General features: G+C 63.4%; 11 protein-coding genes. 5 read left to right on the plus strand and 6 right to left on the minus strand.

Annotated elements, in window-relative coordinates:
* From OXI69_07380 to OXI69_07400, 5 genes are all read right to left on the minus strand, one after another.
* Positions 1 to 259, minus strand: a 259-nt coding sequence (locus OXI69_07380) for a hypothetical protein (GenBank protein ID MDE2665955.1), incomplete at its 3' end; no start/stop codon positions are given.
* A 352-nt stretch (positions 260 to 611) separates the two neighbouring features.
* Positions 612 to 1,700, minus strand: a complete 1,089-nt coding sequence (locus OXI69_07385) for a hypothetical protein (protein ID MDE2665956.1) — start codon at positions 1,698 to 1,700, stop codon at positions 612 to 614.
* Between the two features lie 69 nt (positions 1,701 to 1,769).
* Complete coding sequence (locus OXI69_07390; GenBank protein ID MDE2665957.1) at positions 1,770 to 2,966, minus strand: CoA transferase; 1,197 nt, start codon at positions 2,964 to 2,966, stop codon at positions 1,770 to 1,772.
* 129 nt (positions 2,967 to 3,095) lie between these two features.
* Positions 3,096 to 4,001, minus strand: a complete 906-nt coding sequence (locus OXI69_07395) for a CoA ester lyase (protein MDE2665958.1) — start codon at positions 3,999 to 4,001, stop codon at positions 3,096 to 3,098.
* Positions 3,998 to 4,513 (minus strand): MaoC family dehydratase, encoded by a 516-nt coding sequence (locus tag OXI69_07400; protein MDE2665959.1) that lies wholly within the window; start codon positions 4,511 to 4,513, stop codon positions 3,998 to 4,000. The genes OXI69_07395 and OXI69_07400 overlap by 4 nt, the downstream gene beginning before the upstream one ends.
* 242 nt (positions 4,514 to 4,755) lie before the next feature.
* On the opposite strand from OXI69_07400, the gene ggt reads away from it, so the two are divergent.
* The 5 genes from ggt (at position 4,756) to OXI69_07425 (ending at position 11,367) form a co-directional block, all read left to right on the plus strand.
* Positions 4,756 to 6,495: a gamma-glutamyltransferase gene (gene ggt, locus OXI69_07405; protein MDE2665960.1), complete on the plus strand. Its 1,740-nt coding sequence runs from the start codon at positions 4,756 to 4,758 to the stop codon at positions 6,493 to 6,495.
* A gap of 59 nt (positions 6,496 to 6,554) precedes the next feature.
* Positions 6,555 to 7,175 carry an SGNH/GDSL hydrolase family protein gene (locus tag OXI69_07410; GenBank protein MDE2665961.1) on the plus strand — a complete coding sequence of 207 codons (621 nt, stop codon included), beginning with the start codon at positions 6,555 to 6,557 and terminating at the stop codon, positions 7,173 to 7,175.
* Between the two features lie 471 nt (positions 7,176 to 7,646).
* A complete protein-coding gene (locus OXI69_07415; protein ID MDE2665962.1) occupies positions 7,647 to 8,447 on the plus strand; it encodes a DUF3386 family protein in 801 nt (266 codons plus the stop codon).
* A gap of 53 nt (positions 8,448 to 8,500) precedes the next feature.
* Positions 8,501 to 10,777: a TonB-dependent receptor gene (locus OXI69_07420; protein MDE2665963.1), complete on the plus strand. Its 2,277-nt coding sequence runs from the start codon at positions 8,501 to 8,503 to the stop codon at positions 10,775 to 10,777.
* 224 nt (positions 10,778 to 11,001) lie between these two features.
* Complete coding sequence (locus tag OXI69_07425) at positions 11,002 to 11,367, plus strand: cupin domain-containing protein (GenBank protein MDE2665964.1); 366 nt, start codon at positions 11,002 to 11,004, stop codon at positions 11,365 to 11,367.
* A gap of 55 nt (positions 11,368 to 11,422) precedes the next feature.
* Here the strand turns inward: OXI69_07425 and OXI69_07430 are convergent, their stop codons facing one another.
* Positions 11,423 to 12,313, minus strand: a complete 891-nt coding sequence (locus OXI69_07430; protein MDE2665965.1) for a sugar phosphate isomerase/epimerase — start codon at positions 12,311 to 12,313, stop codon at positions 11,423 to 11,425.
* Between the last annotated feature and the right edge of the window lie 21 nt (positions 12,314 to 12,334).

A 12,334-nucleotide genomic window follows, 5' to 3' on the forward strand; every position in this document is an offset into this window, starting at 1 on the left:
CCCCGGTCGGGAGGAAGATGATGAGGAACATCGATCCGGACTTCCAGTCGCCCTCCGTTCTCAACCTCTCCCTGAGCCTTGCTCCTTCGTTGACGTCCGTGATCGCCTCGATTTCCGCCTTCGCCCCCAAGACAAAGGCCTCGAGAGTTGCATCGTCCTTGACCTGGCCGGCAGTTGTCTTGGCCTCGGCAGCCCCGCTCGCCAGAATGACCAATGCCATAACGGCGAGAACCATCGCTCCCTTGCGATTCAATCCCATCTCATTCTCCTTATATACGGGATGCAGCCGGGTTTCGCCCTACGTTCTGCCCCGGACAGTTTGCACCAAGAAATCACAAACCAATTTACAAGTCAGTAGTTTTCGGATTGTATCGTACGAGCATGGGCGTCTTCGGAATAGGTATGGGTGTAACAGGCAGGGAAACTCCAGCACCGAGCGGATGCCTGCTGCCACCGGCTCGCGGCTCCATTTGAATGCCCGCTGTCGACACCCCACCCGGAACTAAATTCTTGGTGGCCCTCCGTCGTTCTTCGTGGACCTTCGTGGATATCTCTTTTCCTCTTCGTGGATTGAGCACCCACCCTTCCTTCCCTCGGCGAGGCATAACGCCTCAACCCCCATTCCGCCGCGGCCAGATCTTCCACACCCCGATTGTCAGCACCGGCAGGACGTAACAGAAAATCACTCCCCAGGTGGCCGTGCCGTAGCCCTGGGCCACCAGGTTCTCCAATCCCAGGGGGGCGAGCGAGGCGGCCGCCACCAGCAGCAACAGCGCCACCGCCGGGCGAAGATAGGCCGGCATGACCGCCCTGCGCTCGGCCAGTACACCGGCCACCCTCTCGTTGAAGGCGTGAATCATCCCGGTTCCGGACTCGATCAGCGTTCCCAGCAGAACCACCTGAAAGATAACCTGGAACGCGGTCGATCCCAGGGCCCCCAGGAGAAAATTGGCGGGAACGGTCTGATCCACCACCGCCGGATACTGGGTGACCATGGCCAGAAAAAAGAAAATGGCCGGGATCATGCCGATGGGCCCCACCAGGATGCCGGCCCCGAAGGCCTCCCGGCGTCTCTCCATGTGACGGATGCAGAACAGAAGGGCCGGAATGGTGACCATGTTGTACCCGGCATACTTGACGCCGGACAGGGCCCATCCCGGCTTGATCTCCAGCGAGGGCCAGGGATTGCCGCCAAAGAACTGGGAGAGGCTCCACGCCAGGAAGACCAGGTAGATGGCGTAGAGGACGAACGACCACACGGCGAAGGATTTCTCGATCACCGCGGTTCCCTTGAAGACCAGGAACCCCACGCAGGCCATGATGCCGATGACCCCGGCATAGTAAGGGAGGGAAAAGACGGCCTCGACGATGCTGCCGCTGGCGGCGGCGATGACCGCCAGGCCCAGCAGCATCATGACCAGGTAGCAGATTTCGTAGAGGAACCACCAGCGGTGGAGCAGTTGCCGGGTGAAGGCACGGTAGTCGTAGGAACCGGTCCGCCGCGCCAGCTCGAAGGTCGCCAGGCAGACGGCCGACCAGATGGCGGTCGACAGAACCATTCCCAGCAGCCCGCCCAAGGGGCCGAACTGCAGGAAGTACTCGACCAGCTCCCGGCCGGTGCCGTAGCCGCCCCCGATGACAATGGACTGAAAGACGAATCCCGGCAGCAGGTATTTCCTGAAAAAGGGAGTGTCAAGCATGGGCAATCGCAATTTCGATCCCTCCGGTGGGTCCGGCGCCCTCGGCGTCAGAGTCTGGGCCCGTTGCCGTCAGATCACGCCCTTCCGGCGCAGCAGGCGGATCCGGTCCGGCGTCATCTCAAGATACTCCTCGAGGACTTGGCCGGTGTGCTCTCCCAGTCCGGGACCGCGGCGGTGCGTCGGGGCGTGGTCGCTGACCTTGATGGCGCCGGCGACCTGGCGCACCACGCCCAGGTCCGGATGGTCGGTCTCGACGATCATGCCGCCCTCCTGTACCTGCGGGTCCTGAAGGGCTTCCTCCACCGAATTGACCGGCGCGCAGGGCACCTGACCTTTCAGCAAACTCAGCCACTCGGCCGTGGTGCGGGTCCGGGTCCGCTCTTTCAGCAGGGGCCCCAGTTCCTCGCGGTGCTTCAGCCTCTTTGCAAAGGTGTTGAAGCGGGGATCTTCGGCCAGCTCCCGGGCTCCCAGGATCCGGACCAGGTTGCGGTAGAACTTCTCCTTGGCGCACATGACCACCAGCCAGCCGTCCCGGGTGGGAAGCAACTGGCTGGGCACCTGGGTCGGATGGGAGGAATCGGGAGTGCGCTCAGGCTGGTAGCCGTTGGTCAGGTGCCAGGCCCCGACATAGCCCAGTTGGGAAAGGGCGGTATCGAACAGGCTGACGTCCACGTCGCAGCCGACTCCCGTGCCGCGGGCTCGCATGACGGCGCTCACCAGGCCCAGAGCCACCAGGGCGCCCGCGCCCAGATCCACCAGCGACAGCCCCGCCTTTTGCGGCGGACCCTGAGGGTCGCCGGTCAGGCTCATCCAGCCGGCGTAGCCCTGCATCAGGTAGTCGTAACCGGGTTCGGCGGCCCGACTGCCGCTGCGGCCGAAGGCCGAGAGGGAGGCGCAGACGATCGAGCGCTTGACCCGGCCGAGGCTGGAGTAGTCCAGGCCCATGCGGGCGGGCAGGTCGCCGCGCAGGTTGTTGAAGACGCAATCGGAACGGCCGACCAGCGGATGGAGTACGTCGGCCGCCTCGGGGTGGTTCAGGTTGAGGGTGATGCTCTTCTTGTTCCGGTTGAAGCTCTGGAAGTAGACGCTGTCGTCGCCTTCGATCTCGGAGGCCACGTGGCGGGCGATGTCACCACGACTGAGGGGGTTTTCGATCTTGATCACCTCGGCCCCAAGGTCGGCCAGCAGCATGCTGGACCAGGGACCGGCGCCGAACTGCTCGACGGCCAGGATGCGGATGCCCTGCAGGGGTGGGGGTGATTCCATGAAGGTGGATGTCTGAATCGAAAGAACGTTGACAGATGAGATGAGTGTTGTGGTTTTCGGATTGTGGATTCTTGATTGGGTCACCATCAGCGTGCCCAACCACCCAATCAACCATCAGCAATCTAAAATCTACAATTCATTCTCTTCCGACTTCGAGGCCTCGGCCACTTGGATCAGACGCCTGGCTTTTTCCACGATGGGCCAATCGACCATCTTGCCATCCACCTGAACCGTGCCCGCGCCTTCCCGGTGAGCCTGCTCGAAGTCCCGGATCACCTGCCGGGCCTTTTCGACCTGCTTCTCGGAAGGGGTGAAGGCCTGGTGGACGCAGGCGATCTGCCGGGGGTGGATGACCCCCTTGCCGCCGAAGCCCAGCTGACAGGCTCGCTTGGAATCGGCGGCCAGGGGGTCCAGCGTCTGAAACTCGGGCACGATGCGGTCCACGGCAACCAATCCGCAACTGGCCGCGGCCACGGCCACCGACGAACGGGCGTAGAGCATCTCGTCGGGGCCCTCTTCATCCGATGCAAAAACTCCCAGGTCCAGGGTAAAATCCTCCGCCCCGAAGAACAGGCCCACCATTCTGGGGGAGGCAGCCGCAATGGCGGGGGCCGCCAGCAATCCGCGCGCGCTCTCGATCATGGCCAGGATGCGCACGCTTCCCGGCTCCATTCCCGCCTTGGCCTCCAGGGCTCCGAGTGCGGCATCCGTCTGGTGCAGAACGGAGACCTCGGACACCTTGGGCAGCACCAACCCGTCCAGGCCGGACCGGACCACGGCCCGGGCATCCTCCAGACCGCGCCCGGGATCGGCCTCAACCCGCACGTAACGCAGCGAGCCCCCCGAAGGGGCTTCGAGCGCCTCGGCCACCAGGCGCCGTCCCGAGGCCTTCTCGGCCGAGGGAAGAGCGTCCTCCAGGTCGTAGACGATCACGTCGGCCCCCAAAATGGGCGCCTTTTGGATCATCCGGGGCCGGTTGCCGGGAACGAACAGCCATGAACGCATCAACTGCATGCCGAGTGCTCGCTGGGTCACTGGATCGGGGGAAACTCCCCGGGTTGGGGGGCGTGGCCGCGCCGGTACACCATGACCTGCCGGGTCAGATCGATCACTACCTTGCCGTCCTGATTGACGCCGAGGGAGCGGACGGTGACGATTCCGGCCTCGGGGTGGGACCTGGAAACCCTCTTGGCCAGGACCTCCGACTGGCAATAAATGGTGTCTCCGATAAAGACGGGGTTCGGCAGACGAACCTTCTCCCAGCCGAGATTGGCCATGGCGTTCTGGCTGACGTCGGTGGTGCTCATGCCGGTGACCAGCGCCAGGGTAAAGGTGCTGTTGACCAGAATCCGTCCCCAGCGGGTCTTGCGGGTGTACTGGCTGTCGAAGTGCAAGGGGTTGGTGTTCAGCGTGATATGGCTGAAGAGGGAGTTGTCCAGCTGGGTGACCGTCCGGCCATGGGGGTAGCGGTAGATGTCCCCGACCTGGAAGTCTTCGAAATAGCGTCCCTGCCAACCCTCCTGGGCGGGACCCTGGGAATCGGTCATCGGGTGTCTCCACTCTCCCGCGATGGCGGCCGACCCGGGCGCGCCGGCGCCGATCGGGGCGCGCCTCCGCTCTTCCGGCCTATTGTTCGGCATATCCCGATTGGAGGCAAAGCAAAAACTTTTTCCGCGGCGGATGGAGCCAGCCGCTGCCGCGCTGCCGCAACGTCCCGCCGCTTGCCGCCCGGCCACCCTCTGTTCTAAGATTCCGCTTTTCCGGGCCAGCCTTTCGAGGGAGAGAACCCATGCCAACCCAGCGCAGCCGCCTACTCATCGACAAGAGCGAGGTGGCGGTTGCCGACGGCCTGGTGACCGCCATGCACCCGCTGGCTGCCGAAGCCGGGGTGGAGATCCTCCAGCGCGGCGGCAACGCCGCCGATGCCGCCGTGGCGGCTGCTTTCGCCGTGGGGGTGGTGGAGCCCTTCATGAGCGGGGTGGGCGGAGTCGCCTGCGTGGTGGCTCACGATGCCGCCAGCGGTCGCACGCTCACGCTGGATGGCGCCGGTGTCTTGCCCCGAGCCGCCCGCGAGGACCTGTTCGAACTGATGGATCCCGGACTCAAGGGCGAAGGAATCTACGGCTGGCGCGCCACCCGGGATGAAGCCGCCGAAACCGGTTATCGTTCGGTCGCCGTGCCGGGGGCGGTGGCCACCTACGTCAGGCTGCTGGAAACCCTGGGCACCCTGTCCCTGGCCGAGGTCATGGCGCCGGCCATTCGCCTGGCCGGGGAGGGGTTCCCGGTGGACTGGTACGTCTTCGCCAACTGCGCGGCCGGGCTGAGGCGACTACGGCCCTTCCCGCACACCATGGCGGCCTTCTTTCATGCCGACGGGACCCCGCTGAAGACGGCCAACGCCGACGACATCGGCAAGGAGGAGTGGCTGGTTCAGAAAGACCTGGCCCGCACCCTGCAACGGATTGCCGAGGAGGGCCCCGACAGCTTCTACCGGGGAGAGACCGGGCGGGCCATAGTAGACTTCCTGGCCGAGCATGGCGGCCTGCTGACGCCGGAGGACCTGGCCGACTACCGGGTGCGGCTTCGCGATCCCCTGTGGGTGGATTACCGCGGCCGCCGAATCGCGCTGGTTTCCACCAACAGCGGCGGCCCCACCGTGGCCCAGATGTTCAATGTCCTGGGGGGATACGATCTGACGGCTTCCGGCCACAACACGGCTCCCACCCTGCACTTGCTGGCCGAGGCCCAACGGATGGCCTTTGCCGACCGCTTCACCCATCTGGGGGACCCCGACTTCGATCCCATTCCCCTGGAGGGCCTGCACTCGGCGGAATACGCTGCCGGGCGGCGCGGCCATATCCAGCCTGGGGGCCCTCCGGTCAGCCAGCCGGCGGGAGACCCCTGGCCCTTCCAACCGGGAGGCAGGCCGGCCGGCATGCGTCCGCCCAGCGGAATCGACGCGGCCGAGCAGCACACCACCCATCTGACCGTGGTGGACAAGCAGCGAAACCTGGTCTCGCTGACGGCCTCGCTGGGCCAGTTGTTCGGTTCGGGCGTGGTGGTTCCCGGTACCGGAATCACCTTGAACAACGGCATGATGTGGTTCGACCCCGAACCGGGCAAGGTCAACTCGATGGCGCCGAGCAAGCGGGCGCTTCACGCCGGCACTCCGGCGCTGGTTTTTGACCGGAGCGGGCCCTATCTGGCGGTGGGGTCTCCGGGGGGACGCAAGGTGCTGACGGCGGTGCAGCAGGTCATCCACAACGTGGTGGATTTCGGACTGGGGATGCAGGCGGCTGTCAGCGCCCCCAGGATTCACTGCGAGGGCAGTCCGCTTCACCTGGACGCCCGACTGCCGGCCGAGGCGATTGAGACGGTGCGATCCTTCGGCCACCAGGTTTCGGTGAGGGAAGAGCATTTTCTCAGCTCCTATTTTGCCCGTCCCAACGGCATTCTGATAGACCGCAAGTCCGGCCTGCTGCGGAGCGGAGTGGAGCCCTACAAGGCGAGTGCCGCCGTCGGGTATTAGACAATGGAATAGGCGCTAAACGACGAATTTCGCCAAGGCCCCCAGGAGAAGAAAGAGACATGAGCGGCGGCAACCCTTCACGGCAGCAATGGATTCTGGAGGACATTCGCCAGGGACGCACCCGGCGCATCGATTTTCTGGGGGACTCCATCACCCAGGGGTGCGGCTTTGTCTCCCGCCAGGAGGGCTATCCCGATCTCCTTCTGGACAAGATGAAGCAGTTGGCCGGACACGACCGCTTCCAGACCTACAACCACGCCGTTGGAGGGGCCACGGCCGCCGACGGCGCCGTCCGCCTGCACTGGTGTGAACGCGGCGCCTCCCCTCCGGACCTGAGCTTCGTCATGTTCGGTCTGAACGATGTCTTTGGGTCGGTTTCCGTGGATGTCTATGCGGACAACCTGGCTGATATCATGCATCGGCTCAAGCGAATGGGATCGGAAGTGGTGCTGCTGGGTCCCACGCCCTTCCCGGCCAGAGATGCAGCCGTCCGCTCCTTCAGCCTCCGCGCCTCCCGGGAAGCCGACATCGCCCGGGTGCACTTCGTGGATTGCCTGGTTCCGTTTTACCAGGGCGGCCGGATCCCTCCGGGTCTGCTCTGGCCGGACGGACTTCACCTGACCGCCCAGGGACACCGGGTCCTGGGGGAATGGATCTGGGAAAAACTCCAGGCCACCTGAAGATCCCCGCACCGCTACTTTCACGCCTCCCGGTGAGGATTTCCGGGTAGGCCCGCCCGCAGACAATTCCCCCACCGTTACCCCAAGACCCACCCGAGGAACCTGCGATTCCGGTCGGTCGATTCGGTCTCTCAGGCTCACCCTGCCCCGATTCCATAATCCACCATCCCGACGCTACCGATGCGCCCTCCATTCCAGGGTCAAAACTATTTATTTAAAATGAAAATCATTATCATTTACATTTAGAAAAGTTTGAGATACCTTCTCCTCGGCGTTCGACCTGGAAGTCAATGTCCCCTACTTGCCCTGCCGTCCAGGACTGAGCATGGGACCCCGGTCGAAGGCGCCGGAGTCGTCATACGGAATTGGTCGTTTGCGCATTTCAGTGGCCGCATCTCTCAAACCTGTTTTTCAGTGGTGATCGGCCCTTTCAGGCAGGAGAGGTCAAGAGCACACGGGAGGACGGAAACAATGTTCCGATTCAAACATCCGATTCATCGGTGGAGGACAGTGTCGAAGCGCGGCGGCCGCAAGGACGCCACTTCGGCATCCGGATTGGCTCTGGCTTCATTCGTCATCGTCGCGGCCACGGGAGCCCTGCCTCCGGCAGCAGCCGGGCAGAACGGGCAGTCCGATGCCGTATCGGCAAGCAATCTGTTGCAACAGGCTCGGAAAAACCGGGAGGTCTTCACCAAGGATTTTCACGGTTTTCGCAGCAAGCTGACCGTTCGTCTGGACGGCAAGGCTCACCACGGCACCTGCCTGTTTCGGGTGCCGGGCACCCTGGAGATCGCGTTGAACGGTGGCAAGGCTCCCTCGGTAGTGGAGGCCGCCGTCAGGAACATGCTGATGCATCGCGTCCCGTCGTCAACCACCGTGACTACAGAGGCCCGCTACGGCGAACCGGATGCGCATTCGCTCGGGAGGAAAGTCCTGCTGGACGACAAGTACCAATCCACCTATCGCATCAAGGACCGTCAGATCCTCCAGGTCGATCGAACAATGCCGGAATTCCAACGGGTGCTGACGGTGCTGGAGACCAGGACGGCGGCTTCCGGAAGGTATCTGCCACGACATGTGTTTGCAGTCGTGGTCGATAACGACTCCGGCGCGATCCGCGAGGCGTGGACCTACATCACTCGTTTCCAGGAGATCGGCAGCAACTATCTCCCTCATTCCCGGCACGTGATCCGCACGGGCAAGGGGCGATCCAGCACCCTGCTGATTGAATGGCACGACATTGAACTGCTGAAGGAAGCAAGCGATGGATAGCACCGAATCGTGGCCACCGAACAGGCAACGAACACAAATAAGGAGGACATTTCATGAAGCGAGTTGATTTTAGCCTGCTATCGGTACTGGCTGTGCTGGCACTGCTGGCGATCAACCCTCTGAACGCACATGCCCAGGATCGGGTCGCGTTGGACGGGGGCGTGTTCGACGTTTCCGGCGCACCCCTCCCGGACGCCACCGTCTTCGTGAAGAACCTGGAGACGGGACTGGAGGTTTCCCAGCACGTCGACTCCCAGGGTGAGTTCTCGCTGGATGTCCGGGCGGGCCGCTACCGGGTCAGCGCGGCGGTAAACGACTTCCAGACGGCGTCCGAGACGGTCGACCTCACCAGTGGGGCAATCGGTCCCCTGGTGCTGAAACTGGTTCCGGCGATCCTGACGCAGTCGATAATCGTCACCGGCTCTCGCGAAGAGGAATTGCGGGAGGATTCCGTTACCAAGGTGGATCTTATTGCGCGAAGCCAACTGCTGGATTCCGGGTACGAACGTGTGAGCGACGTCCTGTCCGAGGAAACTGGAATCGTGACCCGTACCGACAGGTCACCGGGCTCCCGGGCCGGGACTCAGATTCAGGGCGTGGACTCCAGGCAGTCCCTGATTCTGATCGACGGGTTTCCGATTGTGGGGGCGCGAGGAGTCAAGAGCGGCATCCTCAACATGAATCGGCAGTCGACCAACCGTCTCGACCGGGTGGAAATCGTCAAGGGCGCCTCCTCGGCTCTTTACGGATCGGACGCGATCGCCGGCGTCATCAACATGATCACGCGGGAACCCCGTCAGAAATTCGATGCCAACCTGAGCAGTGCCATCGGGTCCCGCGGCGCCGCCGACCATCGCGCCGATGCCGGCTTTGTGCACGAAGACTGGTCGGGATTCTTCTCCGCCGAGCGTCACAAGCGCAATCCCTACGACCTGACGCCCCAAAATTACGACACGACCGGACCGGGGTTTCGCAGGTACGACACCATGGCGAAGATCACGCGGGACATAACCGATGCCGTGGACCTCAGCTTTCTCGGCAACGCGTTCGACAACCGCGAGATCAGCGTGTACTCCGGGAGATCCGGAAGTCAGACCACTACCACCAACGACAGCGCCATCAACTACGGCTTGACGCTGAATGCGGCGTTGTCCCCGTTCACCCAGCTGCAGACCCGCGGTTACTACGGGAAGTACGACGAGAACTCGGTGGTGGATCTCGCCAGTATTCCGGGGACCATGGACGACACGGCCAACCTGAACGAACGCCTCTACCGGTTCGACGCCAACGTCTCTCACGTCCTGGGCAGACGGCAACTGCTCCAGGGAGGCATCGACGTGACCAGCAACGAGTACCGCGGTTACAACCGGCTGCTCGGCGACAACGCCGGACAGTCGGTCCGCATGGTGGACGCTTGGTTCCAGGACCGCATCCAGGCGCATCCCCGGCTCAGCCTGACGGTCGGGGGCCGGGTGACCCATCACTCGGCCTTCGGAACCCACGCGGTTCCCAGATTCGGCATGATGTTCCGGGCCTCGGACAAATTCCGCCTGAGAGCCTCCTACGGGCATGGCTTCCGCGCCCCGGACCTGGGTCAACTCTACTACCGCTTTCTCACCACTTCGGGTCTCTACCAGATCATCGGCAATCCTTCCCTGCAAGCGGAATCCTCCTCAACGACCCAGGTGGGGTTCGACAGCAACATCACCGAGCGGTTGCAGTTCAGTTCCACCTACTTCCGGAACGGAATCACCAACCTGATCGACACCCAGTTGCTGGGAAGACCGCGGACACCCGCGCAACTCGAGGGGTTGATCTCGGAGTTCAACATCGATTCGGCATTCGGTCCGGGATTGAACCGGTTGACCTATCTCTACCGAAACATCGAGAACGTGTACACGACCGGGCTGGAGAACAAGATCGAGTTGCGGCTGACCAACAATCTGCTGGTCTCAACCGGCTACACCTACCTCGAGGCCAGGGACAAGGAGACCGGTGCCTTTCTGAGCCATCGTCACAAGCACCACGGGAACTTCCGGGTGTGGTGGTCGACCGACCGGCTGGGAGGCTTGCGCACCAACTTCCGCGGGACCTACCTGGGCAAGTGGCCCATCGTCGGCCGTCGTGCCACCTTGGTCGCCGATGCCTACCAGATGTGGGACTGGTACTTCGCCAAGCCTCTGGGAGCCGGGCTCGAGCTCTTCGGACTGGTCGACAACCTCTTCGACTCGACCGATTCGAATCTCGAAGGTCCCAATCCCACCTACTATCGGGCCGACCCCGGTCGCGGCTTCCACATCGGGATGCGCTGGAACTTCGGGGTGGAGTAGCCGGTTCGCAGTCCGGAAATTGGGGCGATCCGCCCAAGAAACGAATTCGGGATCGCCTCCAATCCCTCACGCATGGCAGCCGGGTGACGTCTTTGTCGAGCCGTCCATTCGGCTGCCCTCAAACTTCCCTCCAAGCGAATAGTGTCATTCAGCCCCTTTTTGGCCATAATGGCAGGCATGCGGTGACAACCTGCAATAGCCGGTCCGAAAAAGGAGGCTGAACCATGGAACCACTATCCACCTTTGCCTGGGACGACGTGAAGCTGGACCCCTGGCCGCTTCCGGCAAGCAACATTCTGGGGGGCAGCCCCGACGCCCTGGGAGCCCTGGTCTTCATCACCGAGGACAAGACCTCTTGTAGCGGTATCTGGCAATGTCAACCCGGCCAGTTTCGATGGGAGTACACCTGGAACGAAACCATCTACGTCCTGGCCGGAAAAGGGGAGATTCGCTCGGAGGACGGGGAGTGCTGTCCGATTGTGCCGGGAAAGATGCTGCACTTCAACGAGGGGCTCAGATCCGTCTGGACCATTGAGGAGACGGTGCGCAAGTTCTTCTGCCTGCAGTCGGAGCAACCGCTGCAGCTCTGAACCTGGCCGGGGACGCTTGGGGCGAAGACGGCGGGCCTGCGGATGCAAGCGGTCCTCACGCGCCGTAGCGGGCCGCCAAGGCCTTGAGCTCTCGCAGATACCGGGGGACAGCCGTGACCGGGTCCTCCTCGCCCTCGAACTCCAGCGCCAGATAGCCCTTGTAGCCGGCGGCGGCCAGAGTCTGGAGGATCCTGCCCCAGTCGGCCGGAACCGGCTTGCCCCCGGGCGCCACAACCCGGGTCTTCACCTGCACGTTCACAGCGTAGGGGGCACAGGCCTCGATCTGCCCGTAGGGATCCTGCAGGAAGTTGCCGGTGTCGAGGTTGATGCCCGCCCAGGGAGAGTCCACCCTCTCCAGGATTCCGATCATCGTCTCCGCTCTGGCGGTGATGCCTCCATGGTTCTCCAGACCCAGGATCACCCCCCGCTTGCCCGACTCCTCCGCCGCCCGGCCCAGCACTGAAGCGGCCCAGTCGGCCGCCTGATCCAGGCTGGCGCCCGGGGGCGCGTCCCCTCCGAAGATGCGGATATGCCCGGCGCCCAGCTTGTGGGCCACTTCAATCCACTTGCGGATCTCCTGAAGCTCGCGGGCCTGCTCCAGCGGCATGGGGCGGCACAGATTGGTCCGAATCGAGATGCTGTAGATCTCCACCGCGTTCCGATAGGCCAGCCGCTTCAGGGGCAGCAGGAAACGATCTTCAATGTTGGGAAACCAGTAGACGGTCAGGTCCAGTCCGTCGATCTCCTGCTCCACCGCCATGTGGACCAGGTCGGCATAGGTCAGGGCCTTCGACCCCAGCGGCGTCCTGAAGGAGTAGGCGCAGATGGCGATCCGCATTCGGGACACGCCTTCGGTCTCGGAGCGGCCGACCCGAGCCCCCAAGTGGGTCCCCAGGGACCCGGCAAGCAGAAAAGGCGCGGTTCGCAACAGGTCTCTACGGTTCATGCAGTCCTCCACGGGGGAGAT

Source organism: Acidobacteriota bacterium, assembly GCA_028875575.1.
Classification (GTDB): domain Bacteria; phylum Acidobacteriota; class Terriglobia; order Versatilivoradales; family Versatilivoraceae; genus Versatilivorator.

What these genes read in the sequence shown, in the direction of transcription:
- OXI69_07415 (MDE2665962.1), top strand. Translation starts at nt 7,647, where the DNA reads ATGTTCCGATTCAAACATCCGATTCATCGGTGGAGGACAGTGTCGAAG.
- OXI69_07410 (MDE2665961.1), top strand. Translation starts at nt 6,555, where the DNA reads ATGAGCGGCGGCAACCCTTCACGGCAGCAATGGATTCTGGAGGACATT.
- OXI69_07430 (MDE2665965.1), bottom strand. Translation starts at nt 12,313, where the DNA reads ATGAACCGTAGAGACCTGTTGCGAACCGCGCCTTTTCTGCTTGCCGGG.
- OXI69_07385 (MDE2665956.1), bottom strand. Translation starts at nt 1,700, where the DNA reads ATGCTTGACACTCCCTTTTTCAGGAAATACCTGCTGCCGGGATTCGTC.
- ggt (MDE2665960.1), top strand. Translation starts at nt 4,756, where the DNA reads ATGCCAACCCAGCGCAGCCGCCTACTCATCGACAAGAGCGAGGTGGCG.
- OXI69_07420 (MDE2665963.1), top strand. Translation starts at nt 8,501, where the DNA reads ATGAAGCGAGTTGATTTTAGCCTGCTATCGGTACTGGCTGTGCTGGCA.
- OXI69_07390 (MDE2665957.1), bottom strand. Translation starts at nt 2,966, where the DNA reads ATGGAATCACCCCCACCCCTGCAGGGCATCCGCATCCTGGCCGTCGAG.
- OXI69_07400 (MDE2665959.1), bottom strand. Translation starts at nt 4,513, where the DNA reads ATGACCGATTCCCAGGGTCCCGCCCAGGAGGGTTGGCAGGGACGCTAT.
- OXI69_07425 (MDE2665964.1), top strand. Translation starts at nt 11,002, where the DNA reads ATGGAACCACTATCCACCTTTGCCTGGGACGACGTGAAGCTGGACCCC.